This window comes from Nitratidesulfovibrio sp. SRB-5 (assembly GCF_019931275.1).
Taxonomy (GTDB): domain Bacteria; phylum Desulfobacterota; class Desulfovibrionia; order Desulfovibrionales; family Desulfovibrionaceae; genus Cupidesulfovibrio.
This window is the reverse complement of the sequence record NZ_JAIOTY010000001.1, coordinates 1,386,637-1,409,142: the sequence shown is the minus strand read 5'-3', so window position 1 is coordinate 1,409,142 and position 22,506 is coordinate 1,386,637. Positions and strand designations below refer to the sequence as shown.

Genomic DNA, 22,506 nt, shown 5'->3' with positions numbered 1-22,506 from the left:
CTTCCCCCGATTACTCTTCACATTTTCTCAAAAATCATCTTGCACACTTGCCGCAACAGACCACGTCGAACACGCGGTCCAGCCAGGGGCGCGCGGCGTCGGGTCCGGGGCGTCCCGCCACCTGCCACAGGGGCAGGCGGGCGTGCACCACCAGTTTGGCCACCTTGTCGCCCCAGGCGGGGCACAGGCTGGCGGCCTGCTCGGCGGTGACGGGGGCAAAGGCGGCGCCGCCGTCGCGCAGGGTGGCGGAAATCTCGGCATCGCAGGTGAACAGCACCGCGCCGTCGGGCAGGAAGGGCCCCATGTTCTCCACGATGACCCGCCACGAGGGGCCGATGATGTCGGCGCCACTTCCGGGCAGCATGGCCGAATACGGGTCGAGGGCGGGCATCTCGCGCAGCTCCTCGTCCGTTTCCACACCCAGGATGTCGGCCAGGCTTTCGCGGCTGCGCGAAAACTTTTCCTTCAGGGCGTCCAGTTCGCGCACGCGCTCTTCCAGATGCCAGGCCAGGATCAGGGTCTTCTGCGCGGCCATGCGCCGGTTGCGGTCCGCCTGGGCCGCATCCTCGGAAGCGGCCCCGTCGCCAGTCCCGTCAGTCCCGCCAGTCCCGCCAGTCCCACCGGAGGAGAAATTCTCCAGCGCGGCCAGTTCGGAGCGACCCAGGGAGAACGGGGCCTCGTCCTGCGCGCTTTCCAGTGCGGCCACCATGGCGGCCAGGTCGCCATGCGGGCCGGACCCCACGTTCATGCCGAAGTCCAGCAGTTCGGCCAGACAGGCGCGCGCCTCAGCCTCGGACAGGGGCAGCAGGGGCGAGCGCCACGGGGCGGCGGCGGAAGCGGCGGCGGCGTCCTGCGGCGCGCCACCGCCCACCGAGGGGGCGCCGGGCAACCCGGCGGACAGGAACGCCACGCCCTCGGGCAGACAGGCGGGGGCCAGCTCACGATGCAGCAGGGGAATGTAGAGCACGGGATGTTCGGAAGCGTTGTGCATGGTCACCATCGGTAAGGGCTTGAAGTATCTGGAACAGCGAGAACGGGGCGCCGGGCGCCATGGCCGTTCACGCCCCCTGGAACCGCTCGCAGATGCCGTCGCAACGGGGCAGCAGCAGCACGCACACCCCCTCGCGGAAGTGGGTGCAGTCCAACCAGTCCGCATCGTCGCCGCACCCGCCGCCCGTACAGGACGGGCAACGCGCGGGCGGGGTATAGTCGGCGCACAGCCCGCCGGGCGGGGGTATGGTGGCCAGGCGGCGCTCCCACAGCGCCGTGGCCTGCTCCGACGACAGGTCGAACGTTTCCGCCTGTTCGAGGAAATGGTCGTAGGCCCGGACGATGCGCTGCTCCTCGCCGCAGCGCCAGTCCTCGTTCAGGCCGGGGTTCATGGTCTCGTCCACGGCGCAGTGACCGCCCTCGTGAAAGCGGCAGTTGATGCCGGGCAAACGCATGAGGCGGCCCCGGCCGCTCGCCGCAGGCGAGCCGCCGGAGTCGTCCGGCCCGGCGGCAGCGCCGGTGCGCCGGGGAACCTTTTCCCCCTTGCCGGGATTCTCGCCCTGTTTCTCGAAGGTCATGCCTTCTCCAGCGCGTGGGGCCAGAAGGCCATGCCGCCGTCCAGCACGTAGAGGTCGGTGGCCCCCAGGCCGCCCAGCATGCAGGCAACGCTCCACGCCGCGTCCGATGTGGCGGCCACCAGCACGATGGGGGTGAAGCGCGGCACTTCGTCCTGCAACCGCTTGCGCAACTGGGTGTGCGGGATGTTGTACGCATCGGGCACGTGACCAGCGCGCCAGTCGGGCGCGCTGCGCAGGTCCAGGGTGAAGAACTCCGCTCCGGCCTCACGCGAGGCGATGAATTCGTCGGAGGTGATGCCGAAGTACCGGCCCGCCAGCTTGTTGGACAGCACGGCCGCCGCGCGGCGCAGCAGTTCACCGGCCCCGCCGGGCAGTTCCGCCTGGGCCAGGTCGGCCACGCGCATGCCCGCGCGCAGCGCAAGCGACGCGGCGGACACCACGGCGGCGCACAGTTCCGCGTCGCGCCCAACCACCTGCGCGCCCAGCAGCGCACCGCCGGACTTGGCGGCCAGCAGCTTCACGGCATGCCCGGCGGGCAGACCGCCCCAGGCGGCGGCATCGTCGTCGTCACGTGCGGAACCGCCTTCGACGGCAGGGGTTGCGTAGACGGAAAACTCCGTTTCCACTTCGGCCCTGACGCAAGCGGCGGAGCCCAGCCCCACGGCGGACACGGTGACGCCGGGGCCTTCGCCGTGCACGGTGCCCAGGGCGGGCAGGCGGCAGGGGCAGTCGCCCAGCGCGGCGGCCAGACCGGCGGCCAGATCGGCAGCCTGTTCAGCGGACACACCTTCGATGGCCGAAGCATCGGGCCGGGCCAGTTCCGCCGCCAGGTCACCAGCCGGGCAGGCAGCCACGCCGCGCGCGGGGGCCACGCTGGCGCCGCTGCCGTCGATGGAGGCAAGATGGTCGGCCAGGGCGCGGATAAGGCCCGGCACTTCCGCGGGAACGGCAGCGGCCCGCTCCACGTTGCCGTCCGGGGCCATGCGCTCGACGCCGGCACCGGTACCGAACACGTACACGCCGGGCGCGCCGGTGCGCAGGCAGCCGTCCACGTCGATGCGGCCGGTGTCGTCAAGGCTGATGCCGTCCAGGGTCAGGGCCGGATTCTGCACCACCATGGGGCTGGTCCAGATGAACAGGTCGCCTTCCACGCGCAGGTCGGAACCGCCTCCCCCTTCTGCACGGTCGGGGCCGACGGCCACCAGCGCGGCAAAACCGCCGCCTTCGGCGGGCAGCGCGCCCATGCGTTCCATGGCCACGCCGGTCCAGTTCACCGTTTCCACACCGTTGCGGCGGGCCATGCGCGCCGCGTGGCGCCACATGTCCGCGTCCACGGCGTTGGCGGCATCACCAGCGGCGGCGCGGGTGCGCACCCACACCGGGGTGGCCCCGGCAGCGCGGGCAAGGCGCAGGGCTTCCAGCGCCTCGGCCCCCTGCCCCACCACCACGGCGCGGCAGGCCCCGGCGGCCACTCGTTCGGCCAGCAGGCCGTCAAGGCCCGTGGCGTCGGCGCAGGGCCAGGCGAACACGTTGGGCGCGCCGCGCAGGGCGCGGGGAATGCGCGGGGTGGCGTCGATTTCCAGGGCCAGCTGGTCGTAGCGCACGGCCAGCCGCCCCCGGCTGGATCCGGTGATCACGGTGTTGGCGTCAAGATCGACGGAAAGTTCGGCGGCATCCAGCACACCCACCTCGCGGGCGGCCAGCAGCACGCGCGAGGCGCGCCGCCCCGCAATGTGCGCGGAAAACGGCCCGCCGTGCCCGGTGCCGTCACCCTCTGCCTCGGGCATGATCATGTTCACCTCGCACCCCGGCAACAGCCGCTTGACGCGCGCGGCAAGCTTGCCCGCCCCCACACCGGAACCTATGACAACGATGCGTCGCATGTATCGCTCCATTCATTGAAGTGTGCGCAACCACCTTGGAACACAGGCCATCCCCCGGCGTTGCGCGCCTTGACCGGGGTGTACCCGATGTGTATATGCATGACACCACTAACGGAGGCATGCATATGTTCGGTATCGGCATTCAGGAATTGTTGGTCGTTCTCGTTCTGGTCCTGCTGGTATTCGGGGCCAACAAGCTGCCCGAAATCGGCGGCGGGCTCGGGCGTGCCATCCGGAACTTCAAGCGGGCCACCAGCGAGCCCGATGAAATCGACATCACTCCGGGCAAGAAGAACGGCAAGACCGACAAGGACGACAAGCAGGCATAACCGGGCCATGTGCCCGACCGACATCTTTCGAAACCCGGCGCGGCATGCCCGCCGGGTTTCTTCGTTTTCGCGTTACGGCAGAACCTCTCGCGTCAGCTTGCGCGGCGCAAGGTACTCGTCCAGGCGGCGGTCCAGTTCCGCCCGGTTCACCAGCACCAGCTTCCACGTGGCCACCAGACCGCCGGGCCGCATGGTCACGTCCTGCAACTGCGCGCTTTGCAGGGCACGGTCCCAGTCGTGCAGCGCCCGGTCGAAGGATTCGACGCTGTCGGCGGTGAGCCAGCCGGAAACCCGCAGCACGGCCTGCTGGCCCGCCGCCGCCCCGGCCACCTGACGGTGCGAGAAATACCACGCCCACAGTCCGCGCCACGCGTCGTCCACGCTGGCCCCATCCGCGGAAGTGGACCCTTCCGGCGCGTCCAGCGTGCCGTACCAGCCCTTGCTCTGGGGATTCTGGGGGCGCAGGGCCACGCGCACCGAAGCTCCGGCGCGCTGCTCCACCCCGTACAGCAGTTGCAGCCTGCTCACCCGCTCCGCCACCTCCGGCGAGGCGCCGGAAAGCTGCAAGACCATGGCCACGGGTTCTTCGGCTGTGTAGTAGGCGCCCACCTGACGCAGGCGCTCCTTGAGCATGTCGCGGTTCACGTCCACGTCCACGGCAAGGCGGGTGCCGCCCTGCACCGGGGTCATGCCCAGTTCGCTGTAGCCGCGCACCACCTCGCCGGTGACGGAGGACAGGTACTCGCGCAACGCGGCGCGGCGCGCCTCGGAAAGGGGCGCGCGCAGGATGTCCAGGGCCTCGTCGGTGACGGCGCTGGTAAAGGCCTCGCCCTGTGCCTGCGCACGGGTTTTGGAAGCCTGCCCTTCGCCCCACACGGCCTCTACGCGGCGGGCATGGCCCGGCACGGCCTGGCACAGCACGGCCACCACGACGGCAAGGCCGCACAGGAGCCGCCACGGCGATGCAAGCGCGCCCGGGGCGGCGTTGAGGGGCATCCTGCGGAAAGCCATATGGCGGGGGGACGGAGCCACCCCGTGGCCGCGCGCGGGGCGGCCGGGACAACGGAACATCATGAATACTCCGGTGTTCTGCAAAATGGTGTCGTTCCGTGGCGTTGTAGCCGATTTTGCCCCCGAACGCCAGCGGGGGCGGGGGAACCGGTCGGGGAACGGAGGCGGGAACGGCGGAAAGGGAAGCAACCCGCGAAAACGCAAGGGAAGGAAATCCGGCGGCGGGGCCCTGTTCCGGCCAGCTGCGAGTCCGGCATGTCAGGCGCGTCGGGAGAATCAGGAGCGTCCGGTGAACCTGCGACGTCGGGGGTGTCAGCACGTCAGGGGCGTCAGCGCGTCAGACAAATCTGCGATGCCTGCCGTGGGGTTCGCGGCTATCGGGCTACCCCGTCCCCGTCCGTGTCCCCGTCCGCGTCGAGCGCGCGCAGGGCCACGCCCAGATGGTCCAGCCAGATGTCCACGAAGCCGCCGTATTCCGCCGTGCCGCGCAGCACGGGCACGCATTCCATGCCCGCCGCCACGATGCGCGACCGCCACGAATCCGGCGCATCACCGGCCATGTCCAGCATGGCGTGCCGCCCCACCACCGAGAGCAGCGGCAGCAGCCACACCCGGCGCACCCCGGCCTCCGCCAGGCGGGGCAGGATGTCGCCGATGGTGCAGTCTCCGTCCATGGTGCCGATGTGCACCAGCGGGTCGCGCTCGCGCACCTGGGCGGACAGCACCCCGTAGCGCGATTCGCCCTCGTGCCAGGTGCCGTGCCCCATGAACACGCAGGCCTCGCCGGGGGTGCGCTCCGGCGGCAGGTGGTTCAGCAGGGCGGCGGTGGCGCGGCGGATGTCGTCGTCGGAATCCAGCAGGGGCGCGCCCACGGTGGCCCGCACGAAGCCGTCCGGGCTGATGCCGCCCTCTCCGTCTGGCCGGATGCCCTCGCCCCCGACCGACCGGATGCCGCCCCCACCGCGCATGTCCTCCACGTCGGCCAGCAGGTCGGCATATTCCGCGCCGGGAATGGAATGCAGCGACTGGACCGCGACATGCGTATACTTTTCGAACCACATCTTTCGCAGGGCCTTCTGGACGGAATCGGTCTTCTTGCGGGCCGCCGCCAGCCGGTTGCGCATGACGACGGAGGTGAACGCCCAGCGCACCGGCACGCCGGGAAATAGCGCGCGCACCCGTTCGTCGAACAGACGAAGGGTGGACTGCCCCTGCGGGGTGCCGGAGCCGAACGCGGCGAGAAGGATGCCTTTCTTCATGTGGGTGCCGTGGAAACCGTATACGAAACAGGCGTGCGGCAGGCGGACGCGAACGGGACGCGAACGGGACGCGAACGGGACGCGAACGGGACGCGAACGGGACGCGAACGGGACGCGAACGGGACGCGAACGGGACGCGAACGGGACGCGAACGGGACGCGAACGGGACGCGGACTGGACGCGGACTGGACGCGGACTGGACGCGGACTGGACGCGGATTCGCCGCGCGCGGAGCGCAGGGGCTGCCTCCGAACCGCCATGCCGGGCGGCGCAACGACGTGAAGCGCCACGGTGCACGCTACCTACAACAGCGCAACATTGCAAGTTATTTCTGCACGATGCATGGCGCACGCCGTTCCAGCGCCGCCCACCGCGCCATATTGACCTTGCACCGCCGCTGCCTGTACCATCAGGGCTTTACAGGGCCCGGCCCGAACCTGTGCGCCAGGCCTTGCCGGGCTTCACCGCCTGGCCCCCCCCTGCACACCCGTCACCATCACGGAGACATGATGCGCCTACTCGTCACGGGCGGTTGCGGCTTCATCGGCACCAACTTCGTCCGTCTCGTCATCGACCGCCGCCCCGACGTCACGGTGGTCAACCTCGACAAGCTGACCTACGCGGGCAACCCGCTGAACCTCGCCGACGTGGAGAAGACCCACGGCGGCACCCGCTATTTCTTCGAGCACGCCGACATCGCCGATGCGGACGCGGTGCGCCGCATCCTTGCGCAGCACCGCATCGACGCGGTGGTCAACTTCGCGGCGGAAACCCACGTGGACCGCTCCATCGACGACCCCGCGCCCTTCGTGGTCACCAACGTGCTGGGCACGCAGACCCTGCTCACCGCCGCGCGCGAAGCCGGGGTTACCCGCTTCGTCCACGTTTCCACCGACGAGGTGTACGGCACCCTGGGGCCGGAGGGCCGCTTCACCGAATCCACCCCGCTGGCCCCCAACAGCCCCTACTCCGCCTCCAAGGCCGCGGGCGACCTGATGGCCCGCGCCTGGTTCGAGACGTACGGCTACCCGGTGGTCATCACCCGCTGCTCCAACAACTACGGCCCCTACCAGTTTCCCGAAAAGCTCATTCCGCTGATGATCGGCCGGGCCGGACGCGATGAAACCCTGCCCGTCTACGGCGACGGCATGAACGTGCGCGACTGGATCCACGTGGACGACCACTGCCGTGGCGTACTGCTGGCGCTGGAAAAGGGCCGCCCCGGCGCTGTCTACAACTTCGGCGGCGCGGCGGAACGTCCCAACATAGAGGTGGTGCGCGCCATCCTGCGCCTGGTGGGCAAGCCGGAAAGCCTGATCCGCCACGTTACCGACCGCCCCGGCCACGACCGCCGCTACGCCATGGACTTTTCGCTGGCGGCGCGGGAACTTGGCTACGCGCCGGAATACGACTTCGAGCGGGGTCTGGCCGAAACCGTGGCCTGGTACCGGAACAACGCGGCATGGCTTGAAAGCGTGGCCTCGGGGGCGTACAGGGAATTCATGCAACGCTGGTACGGAGAACGACTGTGAGCCCGCGCCCCAAGGCGCTGGTGCTCGGCGGCAGGACCGGGCTGCTCGGCCAGGCCCTGGTGCGCGTGCTGCGCGAATCGGGCTGGGACGCCCTGCCCACCGGGCGGGACGACGTGAACGTGCTCGATTCCGGGGCGCTGGCCTCGTTCATCGAGCGCGCCGAACCCGCCGTGATCTTCAACACCGTGGCCTGGACCCAGGTGGACCTGGCCGAAGAGCGCGAGGAAGACGCCACCCGCCTCAACCGGCAACTGCCCACCTGCCTTGCGCGCATGGTGCGCGGCACGCCCATGCACCTTGTGCACTTCAGCACCGATTTCGTGTTCAGCGGCAGGAAGGGCACGCCCTACACGCCGGACGACACGCCCGACCCCGCGTCCGTTTACGGCGCCACCAAGCTGGCCGGTGAACAGGCCGTGCTGCAACAGTGCCCGGACAACGCCTGCGTGGTGCGCACATCCTGGCTGTTCGGCCCGGGGCGCCGCAATTTCGTCAAGGTCATCCTGGACATCTGCCACGACAAGGGCGAGGCCCGCGTGGTGCACGACCAGATCGGCTCGCCCACCTACACCCTGGATCTGGCGGCGGGCAGCGTGAAGCTGGCCGAACTGCGGGCCACCGGCATCTTCCACGTGGCCAATGCCGGGCAGGCCAGCTGGTGCGAACTGGCGTCCGAGGCGGTGAACCTGGCCGGGCTGCCCTGCAAGGTGCACGCGATACCCTCGCGCGATTACCCGCAAAAGGCCCAGCGCCCGCCCTTTTCGGTGCTGGACACCGCGCGCTTCACCCAGATGACCGGCATCACCCCGCGCCCGTGGCCGCAGGCCCTGCGCGACTACATCTACAAGGAATGCCTGCCCGGCACGCACGACGCCTGACGTCGCGCGGGCAGACCGCACTTCGGCCAGCGGCCACCAACGATCAGGATACCAAAGGGAAACCACATGCCGCCCGCCGAAACCCTCCGCACGCTCGCACGCGCCGCGCACGGCACCACAAGGGACGCCTTCCACGTCTGGCTGACGCTGGTCAAGGTGATGGTGCCCATCATCATCGTGGTCAAGGTGCTGACCGAACTGGACCTGGTGCGCTACCTGGCCCTGCCTCTGTCACCCGTCATGGGGCTGGTGGGCCTGCCCGCCGACCTTGGCCTGTCGTGGGCCACCAGCATGCTGGTGAACATCTACAGCGGCCTGTTCGTGTACGCCGGGCTGCTGCCGGGCATGGAACAGCTGAGCGTGGCCCAGGTGACCACCTTCGCCACCATGACCCTCATCGCCCACAACGTGCTGGTGGAAGGGCGCATTGCCCAGCAGTGCGGCCTGAACATGACCACCCAGATCGTGCTGCGCTTTGGCGGGGCGCTGCTGTGCGGCATGCTGATGCGCGCCTTCTTCGACGCCACCGGCTACCTTTCCGAACCCGCCACCATGCTGTGGGCCCCGCGCGAGGCCCCGGCCACCCTGGCCGCCTGGGCCTGGAACGAGGCGCGCAACCTGATCTCGGTCTTCGGCATCGTGCTGGTGCTGATGGGCCTGATGCGCGTGCTGGACGCCGCGGGCATCACCCGGCTGCTCAACGCCTGCCTGCGCCCGGTGCTGCGGTTGATGGGCATCGGCGACAACGCCGCCACCATCACCATCGTGGGCCTCAGCCTTGGCATCGCCTACGGCGGCGGACTCATCGTGCACGAGGTGCAGGGCGGCAAGGTGCCCCCGCGCGACGTGTTCAGTTCGCTGTCGCTCATGGGCCTGTCGCACGCGCTCATCGAGGACACCCTGCTGATGGCCCTCATCGGCGCGCACCTTGGCGGCACCCTGTGGGCGCGGCTGATCTTCTCCATGGTGGTGGTGATGCTGCTGATCCGGCTGTACGACCGGCTGCGGCCCACGCCGTCTCCGGCCACCACGGCAAGCATGGGCGCGTAGGCGGCAGGGCATGACGAACACCCCCCAGCCGGGCGCGGAGCCTGCCGAAGCGGCCGCCCTCGTTGCCGCAGCGTCCGCCCCCACGTCGGGCGCAACGTCGGGCGCAACGTCTGGCGCAACGTCGGGCGCAACGACTGGCCCAACGACTGGCGCAGCCCCCACCCCCCCGCCGCGCACCGTGTGGATCAACGCCGGTGAACTATCCGGCGACATGCACGGCGGACACCTGCTGGAGGCCCTGCGCCGCCGCGACCCGTCGTTGCGCTGCATCGGCATGGGCGGACCGCACCTGCGCGGTGCCGGGCAGGACGCCATCCTGCGGGTGGAAGACCTGTCCGTCATGGGCATCACCGAGGTGCTGGGCTACCTGCCGCGCATCCTCGGCATGCTGCGCCGCATCAAGGCCGAACTGGCCGCGCGCAGGCCCGACGCGGTGGTGCTCATCGACGCGCCGGAATTCAACTTCCGCATCGCCAGTGCCGCCCACGCGCTGGGCATTCCGGTGCATTACTACATCAGCCCCAAGATATGGGCGTGGCGCACCGGGCGGGTCAACTTCATCCGCCGCCACATCCGCCGGATGATCTGCATCCTGCCCTTCGAGGTGGAGTTCTACCGCCGCCACGGCATGGACGTGGACTACGTGGGCAACCCGCTGCTGGACATGATGGACTGGCAGCGGCTGGACGCCATCGCCCCCGTGCCGGGGCGCATCGGTCTGATGCCCGGCAGCCGCCGCAAGGAGATAGAGGCGCTGATGCCGGAATACGGCAAGGCTGCCCGGCTGCTGCTGGCGGACCGCCCCGGCCTGTCCTTCCACTGCGTGCGCGCCCCCAACGTGACCGAGGACGCCCTGCGCGCCCTGTGGCCCGCCGACGTGCCCCTGACCATCGAATCGCCCGACGACCGCTACGCCACCCTGCGCACCTGCCAGCTGCTGCTGGCCGCATCGGGCACGGCCACGCTGGAAACGGCGCTGCTGGGCGTGCCCACGCTGGTGGCCTACCGGGTGTCGCCGTTCTCGTACTGGCTGGGCAAGCGGCTGGTGAAGGTCCGGTGGGTCAGCCTGCCCAACCTCGTGCTGAACCGCGAAGTGTTTCCCGAACTGTTGCAGGAAAACGCCGACGGCGCCGTACTGGCCCGCCACGCCAGCCGCTGGCTGGATACCCCCGGCGAACTGGACCGCGTGCGCGCCGACCTGGCCGACCTGCGCCGCCGCTGCGGCCCCCCCGGCGCGGCGGATGCCGCAGCGCGGATCATTCTGGAAGAGATGTCCGCCCACGCCTGATCACACCTGAACACACCGAAACGTCAGCCTGCAAACGCAACAAACCGCCCGCGCGGTCCCCAGCCATGAGTGGTCGGGGCCGCGCGGGCGGCTTTCGTTCGCGTTCAGGTCTCTCCTACCCGCCCGCCGGGTTCCTGCGGTGCTGGTCGAGGTAGTACAGCACCGGCACCACCATGCGCGAGAACACCGTGGCCGCCACCTCGCCCGCCAGCAGCGAAATGGCCAGCCCCTGGAAAATGGGGTCGAACAGGATGACGAAGGCCCCGGCCACCACCGACAGCGCGGTGAGCAGCATGGGCCGGAAGCGCACCGCTCCGGCCTCCACCACGGCCACGTCCAGCGGCGCGCCCTCCGACCGGCGCACCTCGATGAAGTCCACCAGAATGATGGAATTGCGCACCACGATGCCCGCCCCGGCGATGAACCCGATCATGGACGTGGCCGTGAAAAACGCCCCCAGCGCCGCGTGGGCCGGAATGATGCCGATGAGCGAAAGCGGGATGGGCGACATGATGGCGATGGGCGTGGTGTACGAGCCGAACCACCCCACCGTGAGCATGTACACCAGCACCATGACGGCGGCGAAGGCCACGCCCATGTCCCGGAACACCTCGTAGGTGATCTGCCATTCTCCGTCCCACTTCAGGCTGAAGCCGCGCAGCGATTCCGGCTGGCGGGTGTACAGGGTGTCCAGCCGCGCCCCGGCGTGGCGCTGCCATGCGCCCTCGCCCTTGTCGCCCAGCTCGCGCAGGGACGCGTCGATGCGGGCCATGGCGTAGGGGGGGCTTTCTTCCGCCCCGGCCATGTCGGCGGTGACGTAGACCACCGATTGCAGGTTCTTGTGGTAGATGGCGCGCGGCTGGATGCGTTCCTCGATGCGGGCGAAGGCCGAAAGCGGCACCTGCGCGCCGCCGCGTCCGGCATCCGCCGTCACGTGCAGGGCGGCAAGGTCGGGCGGAACGGCCCGGCGCTCGCGCGGCAGGCGCACCACCACCGGCACGTCCTCGCGCGCGTCCGGGTCGTGCAGCAGGCCCGTGGTCACGCCGCCTATGGCCGCCTGCACCACCTGGCGCGCCCGTTCGGGCGACACCCCAGCCAACGCGGCCTTGTCCGGCTCGATGACGATGCGCTGCTCGCGGCGCGGGTCGCTGACGTACCAGTCCACGTCCACCACGCTGGGCGTCGCGGCAAACACGCCCTTCACCTGCTCCGCCACGCGCAGCCGCCCGGCCTCGTCCGGGCCGTAGATTTCCGCCACCAGCGTTTGCAGCACCGGCGGTCCGGGGGGCACCTCCACCACCTTGATGCGCGCGCCGTGGCGCGCGGCCACCGGGACCAACATTTCGCGCGCCCGCTTGGCGATGTCGTGGCTGGCGGCCTTGCGTCGGCCCTTGTCCGCCAGATTCACCTGCACGTCCGCCATTTCCTGCCCGGAACGCAGGTAGTAGTGGCGGATCAGTCCGCTGAAGGTGAACGGCGCGGCGGTGCCCGCGTACACCTGGCAGTCGGTCACCTCCGGCATGGTCAGCAGCGCGTCGGCCATGTCGGCGGCGGCACGGGCGGTGGCCTCCAGCGGGGTGCCCGTGGGCATGTCCACCACCACCTGAAATTCGCTCTTGTTGTCGAAGGGCAGCATCTTGACCATTACCGCCCGCAGCGGCACCAGCGAGCAGGCCAGCACCAGCAGCGCGGCCACGCCCCCCAGGAACAGCCAGCGCCGGTGCGGGGCGTGCAGCAGCATGCCCATCAGGCGGCGGTACTGGCGGGTGCCCCAGTCCTCCGGCCCTTCGCCGTGCCCATGCCCCTGCGCGCCGCCGACGGGGCGCAGCACGTGCCGCGCCGTCCACGGGGTGATGCCGAAGGCCACGGCCATGGACAACAGCATGGCCACCGATGCCCCCACCGGCATGGGCCGCATGTACGGCCCCATCAGCCCGCCCACGAAGGCCATGGGCATGATGGCCGCGATGACGGTGAAGGTGGCCAGCACCAGCGGGGCGCGCACCTCGTTCACCGCCTCCACCACCACGGCGCGCAGGGGGCGCTTGTCGTTGCCCGGCAGGCGCAGGTGGCGGACGATGTTCTCCACGTCCACGATGGGGTCGTCCACCAGTATCCCGATGCAGAAGATGAGCGCGAACAGGGTGACCCGGTTCAGGGTGTAGCCCAGCAGGTAGTAGGTGGCCAGGGTGACCGCCAGGGTCACCGGCACCGCCACCATCACCACCACGCTGGCCCGCAGCCCCAGGAACAGCGCCACGATGCCCCCCACGGAAACGGCGGCCAGCACCAGGTGCTCCAGCAGTTCGTCGGCCTTGGCCTGCGCCGTGGCCCCGTAGTCGCGGGTGACCAGCACCTCTACGTCGGGCGGAATGTCCACCCCGCGCCGGTCGTCCACCACCTTGCGCACCGCAAGGGTCAGGTCGCGCGCGTTGACGCCGGGCCGCTTGGCCACGGACAGGGTGACGGCGGGCAGCATGCGCCCCGGCGGCAGGTTGATGTGCTTCTGGTGCGCGGCAGGCCCGGCGGCGGTGAACACGTACTGGTCCGGCTCCGGCTGCTCGTCGCTGATGGCGGCCACGTCGCGCAGCAGTACCGGGCGTCCGTCCGCCACGGCCACCACGGTTTCGGCCACCTCTTGCGGGGTGCGCAAAAAACCGTCCAGCCGTACGGAAAAGGCGTGCCCGCCCGCCACCATCTCGCCCGCCAGCGCGGCCTGGTTGCGCACGCCCAGCGCCTGCGCCAGTCCGGCCAGGTCCAGCCCCACGGCGCGCAGCCGCTGCGGGTCGGGCTGCACGGCCACCTCGCGCCGCAGGCCGCCGGTGATGGTGGTCTGGGCCACGCCGGGCAGGGCGCGCACCGCGTTGTTCACCAGCAGGGCCACGGCCCGCAGGTCGCGCGCGCCGCGCGTGGCGCTGCCAAAGGTCAGGGCCATCACCGGCACGTCGTCGATGGAGCGCGGCTTCAGCAGCGGCTGCGAACAGCCGGGGGGTATCCAGTCCAGATGCTGGTACAGCTTGCCGTAGGTGCGGATGAGGCTGCGCTCCGGGTCTTCGCCCACCTTGAAGCGCACGATGGCCATGGCCTCGCCGTCCATGGAGGTGGAGTAGACGTACTCCACGCCGGGAATCTCCCAGAGCAGTTTTTCCATGGGGCCAACCACGCGCGTCTCCACTTCTGCCGGGGTGGCCCCCGGCATGCGCACGTGGATGTCGATCATGGGCACGATGATCTGCGGTTCTTCCTCGCTGGGTGTCAGCAGGATGGCCGCCACGCCCAGCAGCAGCGCGCCCAGGATCAGCAGCGGCACCAGCCGCGAATCCACCAGCGCGCCGGTGATGGCGCCAAGCAGGCCGTGCCCGTGCGGGGGCGCGGGAGGCACTGCCGGGGCAGGCGGAACGGGCGGAACGGAAGGTGGGCAAGGTGGGGAAGGTTCGCCGGAAAGGGGTGTCTCCGCTGTCTTGCCGGAAGTGCCTGGAGCGGCGTCTGGGGCAGCATCAGGAAGGACGTCAGGGGCAATGTCCGGAGCAGCGTCACCCGTCATGGGGGCGCAGGGTCGCGGGGAATCGGGATCGTCGAGCATGACCGCGCAGCCCTACCCTTGCACCGCCAGCCGGTCGCCATCGGCCAGATCGGGCGCGGGGTCGACCACCACGCGGTCACCGGGGGCAAGGCCAGCCGTCACTTCCAGCAGCGCGCCAGACGGGGTGCCCGGGCCATCACCGGAAGGCAGGGGCAGCAGCCACAGGCCATCCGGACGTTCCAGCCCGTACCAGCGCTGGCCCAGGCGTACCGGACGCAGCCGCAGCACGCCTCCCGCGTCCGCCACGAAAACCACGTCCAGATCGCCGCGCCGCACCACGGCGGCGGCGGGCAACAGCAGCCGGGATTCGCGCCCCGTGGGCAACAGCACCCTGCCGAACATGCCGGTGCGCGCGCCAGCCCGCACCATGTCCCGCGGCAACTGCGCCTTGAGGGTGAAGGTGCGGGTGGCCGCATCCACCGATGCCACCACGGCGGCCACGCGGGCGTCCCGCACCGACTGCGGCGCAACAGGAGGCTGCGGGGACTGCGCCGTCTGAACCGGGACCGGACCGGACACAGGGCCAGTCGCCGGGCCAGTCGTTTGGGCGGTCGTTTGAGCGGCCACAAGAGCGGGCACCTCCACCAGCACGGGCTGGTCCGGGTGCGCCAGCGGCAGCAGTCCCTCATCCACGGCGGCCACCAGATCCACGGGGCCGGAAAGGTCGTCCACCTGAGCCAGAACCTGTCCGGCAGCCACGAAGGTGCCCGCATCGGCCAGACGGCGCGCCAGCACCCCATGCACCGGGCTGGTCACACGGCTGTAGCCGCGCGTGGCTTCCTGTTCCCGCTCCTGATGGCGCAGGGCGGCGATGCGGCCCTCCAGCGCGGCGGCCTCTTCGCGCAGGGAGCCATGCTCGGCCGTGGCGCGGTCAAAATCGTCGCGGCTGACCCCGCCGGTACGCACCAGTTCGGTGGTCCGGGCAAGGTTGGCGGCGGCATACGCCAGCCGGGCCGCCACCGCGTCGCGCTGGCGTTCCGCCGCCTGCCGTTCGGACCGGGTAGCGGCCACGCGCTCGGCCAGTTCCGTGTCGTCCACCTGCAATATGGGCGTTCCGGGAGCCAGCAACGCCCCTTCCTCGGCATACACCGTACCTACCGCACCCGGCCCCTTGGCCGCCAGCGTCACCACCCGGCGGGCACGCACCGTGGCCGGAAAGGCGCGGCAGGCCACGGCCTCGCGCTCGGTCAGCAACACCGTTGCCGCCCGCACCGTGCGCGGCGACGAGGCGGTGGGCGAGGATTCGCCGCATCCTGCCAGCAACAGGGTGGCGCCAAGCAGCACGGCCAGCGGCAACAACCCACGGGATACAAGGCGCCACCGTCGCACACGGGCGTGCGCGCCACACGCCGCAAGCACGCGGAAGTGGCGCCGTGAAGCGCGCTGGCCGACCACGGACGGACAGGCATCGTACAAGCGGGTAAAGGAGTGCATACTTCCGTCTAGCACTCCCCCCGCGAAAAAGGAACATCACCCGGCCCGGAGGGGGATTGCCCCGCCGCCGCACCCGACGAAAACGCCCCCGCTGCTGATGCTGCGGGGGCGTCAGGTAATCATCCAAGGTTGACCGCGTTGCGCACTATGGCCGAGGGGCTCGCGAGCTTGCCCGACGGCCACGCTTCGCGCCCTTGGGGTCGGTCGGCCAACGAACGAAAGGACTATTCGGGAACTGCCCTAGTACTTCTGGTCGCGGTGCCAGGCCCACGCGGTCTCGATGATCTCGCGGATGTCGGCAACCTTCGGCGTCCAGCCCAGTTCCCTGCCCGCCAGCGTGCTGTCGGCCACCAGCCGGGCCGGGTCGCCATCGCGGCGCGGCCCCACGGTATAGGGCACCTCGCGCCCGGTCACCCGTGCCGCCGCGTCGATGACCTGCCGCACGGTGAACCCAAGCCCGTTGCCGAGGTTGTAGTGCAGCGCCACCTTCCCGCCTGGTTCCGCCGTCAGCCCGTCCTTCGTCAGCCCGTCCTTCGTCAGCCCGTCCTTCAGGGCCGCCGTGCCCACGGGCGCCGCCAGCAACTTGTCCAGCGCGGCCAGGTGGGCATCGCACAGGTCGTTGACGTGGATGTAGTCGCGCACGCAGGTGCCGTCCGGGGTGTCGTAGTCGCTGCCGAACACGGTGAGCGCGGGTCCGGTGCCCAGCACCGCGCGCAGGATGTTGGGGATGAGGTGCGTTTCCGGCGAATGCGATTCGCCGATGCCCCCCGCCCGGTCCGCCCCGGCGGCGTTGAAGTAGCGCAGTGCCACGGAGCGCAGCCCGTAGGCGGTGGCGTGGTCGGCCAGCATGCGCTCCACCATCAGCTTGGACGCGCCGTAGGGGTTCACCGGGGCCAGCGGATGCGTCTCGGCAATGCGCTCGGCAACCGGGTTGCCGTACACCGCCGCCGTGGACGAGAACACCAGCCGCAGCACGCCCGCCTCGCGCATGGCGTCCAGCAGGTTCAGGGTGCCGGTGACGTTGTTGGCGTAGTACAGTGCGGGTTCGCGCACCGATTCACCCACCAGGCTGCGGGCGGAAAAGTGCATCACCGCGTCAAAGCTGTGCTCGGCGAACACCCGGCGCAGGGCCTGGCGATCCAGCAGGTCGCCACGCACAAGGTCGCAGTCGGGGGCGGCGGCATCCACGGCATCGGCGTGGCCGGTGGAAAGATTGTCGAAGATCACGGGCGTGCAGCCGCGCGCCACCAGCGCCCGCACCATGTGCGAGCCGATGTAGCCCGCACCGCCGCAGACCAGCACGTTGCAGATGGGTGTTTCGCCCATGGTTCCTCCTGGGGTGTGCAAAACGTCATCGAATACGACGGATCGGGGCGTCCTTGCCCCATGCCGCCGTTTTCTCTATTCTTGTCCGGATGCCGATGCAGCGGCCTTGGGCGCGCACCGCCACCATGTCTTTCGGCCATGTCTTCCGGAACATCCGGCACGGCAACCCGCACGCCAGGCATGCCCGCATGGCGGGCAGTGGGCGCATCGCCCCGCAACATGCCGTCAGCCAAGGAGAACCTAACACATGCGGCAACGGATGCAACCACACGGCACCATCTTTCCGCCACACCGCACCGTGCCGGCGACACTGGCGGGCCTGCCCGCGCGTATCGGCCTGTTCAACGTCGGGCTCGTCAGGTTCAGCGGACTGGCCTGCGCCTGCCTTGCCGCCCTGCTGTGCCTGACGTTGCCCGCAGCCGCGGGCCCCCGCAACGACGACGACCTGAAGCAGCTGACGGCCAGCCTGCTGGAAACCAAGATCAAGCCCGACGCCATTCCCGCCCTGTACCGCCCGGAATACACCTCCACCATCAGCGCCGCCCTCAGTCTGGAAGACCCGGAACCGGTCTTCGTGGTGCGCCTGCCCGACGGCCCGCGCATCTACCCCCAGCGCATCATGGTCTGGCACGAGGTGGTCAACGAGGTGGTGGGCGACGCCACCTACTGCATCACCTACAGCCCGCTCACCGGGGTGCTGGCCGCGTACAAGGGCCAGGCGGGCCGGTTCATGACCACCTTCGGGGTGGATGGCCGCCTGCTGTACAACAACACCGTGCTCTTCGACAGGGCCACCGGCAGCCTGTGGTCGCAACTGCTGGGCATTGCCATCGACGGCCCCCTGCGCGGCAAGGTGCTGCAACGCATACCCGCCTGGTGGACCACCTGGGGCGTGGCGCGCGCGGCCATGCCCGATGCGAAGGTGCTGGCCACCCCCACGGCCATCCGCCGCTCGTACGGCAAGGATCCCTACGGTTCCTACCTGCTGCCCGGCACCTACTACGACGACGACCGCATCATGCACCCCGTGCCCAAGCTGGACAGGCGCATGAAGCCCAAGACGCCCATCCTCGGCATGGACGTGCAGGGGCAGCAACTGGCCATCGACGTGGCTACCCTGCGCAAGAACGGCGTGGCCAACATCGACCAGGGCCCCACGCCGCTGCTGGCCGTGGTGGACCGGCGGCTGGACGTGATCCGGGTGTACGACCGCACGGTGTGGAGCAAGCCCGCCACCTTCGCGCTGAAGAAGGGCAGCCCCAACCGGCTGGTGGACACCGAAAGCGGCAGCGAATGGTCCATCGACGGCAAGGCCGAGGCTGGCCCCATGAAGGGCGCCGTGCTGAACGAGCTGATCCCCGTCAACGCCATGTGGTTTGCCTGGTCCAGCTTTCACCCGGCAACGCTGGTGGTGCCGACCAGTGACGCCTGGCCCGCGCCGCCCCAGTCCCAGCCCCAGCTGAACCTGCCGGGACTGGCCCCGTTCCAGTGATGGCCCGCCGCACGCTGCATTGCGCCGGGGTGGCCGTGCGCGCCGTGGTCTTCGACTTCGACGGCACCCTTGCCGCGCCCACGCTGGACTTCGGCGTCATGCGCCGTACCGTGGCGGAGGCCATGCGGGCACATCTGGAGCCGCCGCAACGCCCGAATCCGCCGGTCATGCCGCGTCAAACGGGGCTGGCTGGCCAGGCGAAACAAACGGGTCCAACAGATCTGGCGGAACTGGCGGGGCCGACGAGACTTCCCGACAGGCGTGACCTGCCGGTGATGGAATGGATCGCCCACGTGGCGGGCCTGCTGGAAGCGCATGGCCGACGCGACGACGCGGCCGCCCTGCATGCCGATGCCCACGCCGCCATCCGCCGCGTGGAGGTGGAGGCCGCCGCCCGGGGCAGCCTGTTTCCGTTCACCCGCCCCATGCTGGCAGCGTTGTCAGCCATGGACGTTGCCGTGGCCATCGTGACCCGCAACTGCCCGGAGGCGGTGCGGGCCGTGTTTCCCGACGTGGACGCCCTGTGCCCCTGCCTGCTCACCCGCGACGACGTGCCCAGCGTAAAGCCAGACCCGGACCACCTGCTGCGCGCGCTGGGCATGCTGGGCCGCGCCCCCGCAGAGGCGCTGATGGTGGGCGACCACCCCATGGACATCGTGACCGGGCACCGCGCGGGCACCCTGACCGCCGGGGTGGCCAGCGGCGAAAGCCCTGCCCGCGCGCTGCACGAGGCCGGGGCGCACGTGGTGGCCGACGACTGCGCGGCGCTGATGGTGCATCTGGGGCTGACCGAAGCGGATTCCGAGACGCCGGGTTAGCCCCCTGCCGCCGCAACCGCCATCCGCTTCCGATCCGATCGGTTGCATCGGCATGCCCAACGGCCTATTGGAAGATACTACCCCGGCCATCAACGTCCCGCAGGAGACCACGCCATGCCTTTCACGCCCCACAGCGCGCACCCCGCCCGTACCGCCCTTCCGAAAACCGCCGTCCTTGTGCTGCTGCTTGCCGCCGCCCTGTGCGCCGCCTGCGCCGGACGGGTCTGCCCCCCGCGCGAAAGCTGCACCAAACCGGTGTTCGAGCGGGTGCAGAACAAGGCCGTCAACGCCGGGCAGCAGGCCGTGGTGCAGGGGCTGCTGGGCGTGCTGACCGGCACGGCCACCGGGCCGAAATTCACCGGCGAGGGCCTGCGGCTGGACATGTACCGCGCCTTTGACGACGCCTTCAAGGAAGAGGGCTATTCACTCGACGCCACCCTGCGCGAATTCCTGGGCAAGCACGAGGACACCACCTACTACCGCGATGCCCTGACCTCCGGCCTGGTGCCGCTGCTGGCCACGCCGCTGTCCATCCTGCGCGTGGCCGACGCCCGCCAGCGCCTGCTGGCCGAGGGCCGGGTGACCCAGCCCACCCTGGACCTGGTGGCCGCCGTGCCCGCCTCCGCCACCGGCGAGGGCGCGGCCAGGGAGTAACGCACGCTGCCCCGCCCATACGGCGGACACTGGCCATATCCTTCCAACGCGAAACGCCCGGCTTCGACCGGGCGTTTCGCGTTGCGCGCACGTTGGAAGATGGGGTGCGCGTCAGGTACGGAGCGGGTACGGAGCGGGCACGGGACAGGCCCGGAGCAGAACCGGAACAGGCCCGAAGGAAGCACGAAACAGGCATGCAACGGGCATGGCATCTTCCAACATGCCACTCCCCCACCCGTCACGCTGCCCGGCTGTTCCGCTCCGCCAGCAGCAGCGCCCCGGCCCCGCCGAACAGCCGTTCCCGCCGGATGACGGTCACCCCGGCCCGGTGCGCCAGCCCTTCCACCCCGCCACGGGCCATGAACCCCCGGAAGTTGCGGTAGTGTTCCGCCCCGGCCAGCCGTTCCGGCAGGTGCACGAACAGGGCGGCGGGCAGGTCCAGGTTGCGTTCGGCCAGCCGGTAGTCGGCCAGCAGCACGCGCGGGGCCACGCGCAGGGCCTCGGCCAGGGCCGCGTTGCCCACGGCCTCCGGCATCTCGTGCAGGGCCAACGACAGCACCACCGCATCAAAGGCGTTATCCGCGAAGGGCAGCACACGCGCATCGGCGCGCAACAAGGGAATGCGGCAGAAAAATTGAGAAAAGCCAGCGGCAGACGGGCTTTCGCCCCCCCCGACTGCACGCTGGCGCAGCGGGTCACCGCCCCCGCTGGCCGCATCCCGCTCGCAGGGCCCGGCCGCACTGGTGGTGGAGTGGACCACGCGGGTGGCGGACTGGGCCGCGCCCAGCATGGCCGGGGAAAGGTCCGACCCGATGCAGCCCACGCCCGCCCCGCGCAGCACCGCGCATTGCCGACCGGTGCCGCAGCAGGCATCCAGCACCCGCAGCAGCCCCTCGGCTCGGCAGACCTCGGCCACGGCCCGGCGCACCCCGTCCAGCACGGGGTTCAGCAACAGGTCGTACCATTCCGCGATGCGGGCATACGGGTCGGCGGTCATGGAAAATCCGGGGGGTTGGACGATGCAGGAGGGCACATCGCAATGACACCGGGCAGGGGCAAGCGCGCCGTCGGCACCCGTCTACGGGTCACGTGGTCATCGGGGCACGGGCTCACGGGGCCACGGATTCCGGCGTTTCCGCCGCGTCACCCGTCATGCCGGGGCGGCAGTCCGCCATGTCGTTCTGGTCGTGCAGCGCCGCCAGCACCCGGCAACGCAGCTCGGCCATCTCCGGAACCTGGTCCGGAGCGGGCAGCCACGCCAGCAACTGCTCCACCCGGCCCGATTCGCGCAGCAACCTGCGCGAGGCGGCAAACCCCAGGTCGAAGCACCAGCCGCACAGCAGGATGCGAAAATCGTTCAGGCAGCGCATGTCCGCATAGCTGGCCAGGCGTCCGGCGCGCACCGCGTCCAGCACGGCGGGTGTCCACGCCCCCTGCACTTCCGGCAGGTGCATCACCACCACGTCGTCACGAGGGCCGCCGGGTTCCATGTGGGCGGCCAGCACCCGGAAGATGTCCAGCTTGTCGGCATCGCGCACCACGCGGGTCACCTGGCGGACACGCGGCGAAACCCCGCCGGGAATGGCGAAACGGTTGTGCAGCACCACGGCGCAGGCGGCCAGATGCCGCACGGCGGGGGATTCGTCGTGCAGGGGGCGTTCCTCGTTCAGGACGCGCCCGCCCAGCAGGCCGTGGTTGGTGGAGCGCGCATCGCTGAAGGTCTGCCAGCGCCGGTACTGCCGGAACCGCCCGATGTCGTGGTACAGCGCGCCCAGCAAGGCCGCACGGGCGCTGACCACGTCCATGGTCCCCGCCGCCACGGCCTCGGACACGATGGCCCGTGCGTTGCCCAGCACCAGCAGGGAATGTTCGCGCTTGAGTTCGATGTGCGCGTCATGCGCCGCATCGCCGGTCAGGAAGCGGTCCACGTACTGGCCGAACCACGCCTCGTGCCGGAAAATGTCACGCTGGGCGTCCATGCTCACCGCCGGTCCCCGTCGGAAGGCGCTGCCGTCCCGGCGGACTGTGCCGCATGGGCGGCGGCGTGGGGAGCCGTGTGGGGAGCCGCAGCCTGCGCCTGCGCGTCGGCGTCCTGCGCGGAAAGCTCCGTCTCGCGCCGAGCCTGGTCGTTCCAGCGGTCCCAGGTCGGGTCGCGGAATATGCCCTTGGGGCCGTACAGAAAACGCAAGAACCAGATGATGGACCAGAAAAAGGCGATGATCAGGACGTACTGCCCCGCCTTTTCCAGAATCAGCCCCCCCAGTCCCGCGTCCGTTGCCACGGTGGCTGCGGCGGCCGCATGGGCCATGGTCACGTCGAACACGTCAACCTCCTGTGCCGCCCGCTGGCTGCGGCGGCAGCCGTGGTTGTACGCATTCCCCATCTGCCGGGCAAGACGCGC

At 70.2% G+C, this 22,506-nt stretch carries 19 protein-coding genes; 8 read left to right on the top strand and 11 right to left on the bottom strand.

Annotation, left to right across the window (positions count from 1 at the left end):
• Positions 1–34: 34 nt before the first annotated feature.
• From K6142_RS05695 to K6142_RS05685, 3 genes are all read right to left on the bottom strand, one after another.
• Complete coding sequence (locus K6142_RS05695; protein WP_223290393.1) at positions 35–991, bottom strand: hypothetical protein; 957 nt, start codon at positions 989–991, stop codon at positions 35–37.
• A gap of 67 nt (positions 992–1,058) precedes the next feature.
• The gene (locus K6142_RS05690; protein WP_190245280.1) at positions 1,059–1,568 is read right to left on the bottom strand and encodes a hypothetical protein; all 510 of its coding nucleotides are present in this window, start codon (positions 1,566–1,568) and stop codon (positions 1,059–1,061) included.
• Positions 1,565–3,451 carry an FAD-dependent oxidoreductase gene (locus tag K6142_RS05685; protein ID WP_223380769.1) on the bottom strand — a complete coding sequence of 629 codons (1,887 nt, stop codon included), beginning with the start codon at positions 3,449–3,451 and terminating at the stop codon, positions 1,565–1,567. Before K6142_RS05685 ends, K6142_RS05690 begins: the two co-directional genes overlap by 4 nt.
• Before the next feature lie 125 nt (positions 3,452–3,576).
• Between K6142_RS05685 and K6142_RS05680 the strand changes: the two genes are divergently transcribed.
• A complete protein-coding gene (locus K6142_RS05680; RefSeq protein ID WP_012611301.1) occupies positions 3,577–3,780 on the top strand; it encodes a twin-arginine translocase TatA/TatE family subunit in 204 nt (67 codons plus the stop codon).
• A gap of 72 nt (positions 3,781–3,852) precedes the next feature.
• Here K6142_RS05680 and K6142_RS05675 read toward each other — a convergent pair whose 3' ends face one another.
• Together K6142_RS05675 and K6142_RS05670 are read right to left on the bottom strand one after the other, a co-directional pair.
• The gene (locus tag K6142_RS05675) at positions 3,853–4,854 is read right to left on the bottom strand and encodes a hypothetical protein (RefSeq protein ID WP_223290472.1); all 1,002 of its coding nucleotides are present in this window, start codon (positions 4,852–4,854) and stop codon (positions 3,853–3,855) included.
• Between the two features lie 311 nt (positions 4,855–5,165).
• A complete protein-coding gene (locus tag K6142_RS05670; protein ID WP_190245921.1) occupies positions 5,166–6,050 on the bottom strand; it encodes a sirohydrochlorin cobaltochelatase in 885 nt (294 codons plus the stop codon).
• 509 nt (positions 6,051–6,559) lie between these two features.
• Here K6142_RS05670 and rfbB point away from each other — a divergent pair.
• The 4 genes from rfbB to lpxB all read left to right on the top strand — a co-directional run bounded on the left by rfbB (position 6,560) and on the right by lpxB (position 10,798).
• Positions 6,560–7,582, top strand: coding sequence for a dTDP-glucose 4,6-dehydratase (gene rfbB, locus K6142_RS05665; protein WP_190245922.1), 1,023 nt, complete (start codon positions 6,560–6,562; stop codon positions 7,580–7,582).
• The gene (rfbD, locus tag K6142_RS05660) at positions 7,579–8,460 is read left to right on the top strand and encodes a dTDP-4-dehydrorhamnose reductase (protein ID WP_190245923.1); all 882 of its coding nucleotides are present in this window, start codon (positions 7,579–7,581) and stop codon (positions 8,458–8,460) included. Before rfbB ends, rfbD begins: the two co-directional genes overlap by 4 nt.
• Positions 8,461–8,526: 66 nt before the next feature.
• Positions 8,527–9,510 carry a hypothetical protein gene (locus K6142_RS05655; RefSeq protein ID WP_190245924.1) on the top strand — a complete coding sequence of 328 codons (984 nt, stop codon included), beginning with the start codon at positions 8,527–8,529 and terminating at the stop codon, positions 9,508–9,510.
• Between the two features lie 10 nt (positions 9,511–9,520).
• Entirely contained in the window at positions 9,521–10,798 is a 1,278-nt protein-coding gene (gene lpxB / locus K6142_RS05650; protein ID WP_190245925.1) for a lipid-A-disaccharide synthase, read from the top strand.
• A gap of 115 nt (positions 10,799–10,913) precedes the next feature.
• On the opposite strand, the gene K6142_RS05645 is transcribed toward lpxB, so the two are convergent.
• From K6142_RS05645 to galE, 3 genes are all read right to left on the bottom strand, one after another.
• On the bottom strand, positions 10,914–14,180 hold the full coding sequence (locus K6142_RS05645) for an efflux RND transporter permease subunit (RefSeq protein WP_223380768.1): 3,267 nt from the start codon (positions 14,178–14,180) through the stop codon (positions 10,914–10,916).
• A gap of 213 nt (positions 14,181–14,393) precedes the next feature.
• On the bottom strand, positions 14,394–15,677 hold the full coding sequence (locus K6142_RS05640; protein ID WP_190245418.1) for an efflux RND transporter periplasmic adaptor subunit: 1,284 nt from the start codon (positions 15,675–15,677) through the stop codon (positions 14,394–14,396).
• A gap of 378 nt (positions 15,678–16,055) precedes the next feature.
• Positions 16,056–17,141: a UDP-glucose 4-epimerase GalE gene (gene galE / locus K6142_RS05635; protein WP_190245419.1), complete on the bottom strand. Its 1,086-nt coding sequence runs from the start codon at positions 17,139–17,141 to the stop codon at positions 16,056–16,058.
• A gap of 247 nt (positions 17,142–17,388) precedes the next feature.
• Here galE and K6142_RS05630 point away from each other — a divergent pair, with 247 nt between their 5' ends.
• From K6142_RS05630 to K6142_RS05620, 3 genes are all read left to right on the top strand, one after another.
• On the top strand, positions 17,389–18,633 hold the full coding sequence (locus K6142_RS05630; protein ID WP_190245420.1) for a DUF3179 domain-containing protein: 1,245 nt from the start codon (positions 17,389–17,391) through the stop codon (positions 18,631–18,633).
• Positions 18,633–19,451, top strand: a complete 819-nt coding sequence (locus tag K6142_RS05625; protein WP_190245421.1) for an HAD family hydrolase — start codon at positions 18,633–18,635, stop codon at positions 19,449–19,451. Before K6142_RS05630 ends, K6142_RS05625 begins: the two co-directional genes overlap by 1 nt.
• Positions 19,452–19,565: 114 nt before the next feature.
• Positions 19,566–20,105, top strand: a complete 540-nt coding sequence (locus K6142_RS05620; protein WP_190245422.1) for a hypothetical protein — start codon at positions 19,566–19,568, stop codon at positions 20,103–20,105.
• Positions 20,106–20,343: 238 nt separating this feature from the next.
• On the opposite strand, the gene K6142_RS05615 is transcribed toward K6142_RS05620, so the two are convergent.
• The 3 genes from K6142_RS05615 to K6142_RS05605 form a co-directional block, all read right to left on the bottom strand.
• Positions 20,344–21,102 carry a class I SAM-dependent methyltransferase gene (locus K6142_RS05615; protein WP_190245423.1) on the bottom strand — a complete coding sequence of 253 codons (759 nt, stop codon included), beginning with the start codon at positions 21,100–21,102 and terminating at the stop codon, positions 20,344–20,346.
• Between the two features lie 112 nt (positions 21,103–21,214).
• Positions 21,215–22,084 (bottom strand): HD domain-containing protein, encoded by an 870-nt coding sequence (locus tag K6142_RS05610; protein WP_190245424.1) that lies wholly within the window; start codon positions 22,082–22,084, stop codon positions 21,215–21,217.
• A gap of 2 nt (positions 22,085–22,086) precedes the next feature.
• Entirely contained in the window at positions 22,087–22,428 is a 342-nt protein-coding gene (locus tag K6142_RS05605) for a hypothetical protein (RefSeq protein ID WP_190245425.1), read from the bottom strand.
• Between the last annotated feature and the right edge of the window lie 78 nt (positions 22,429–22,506).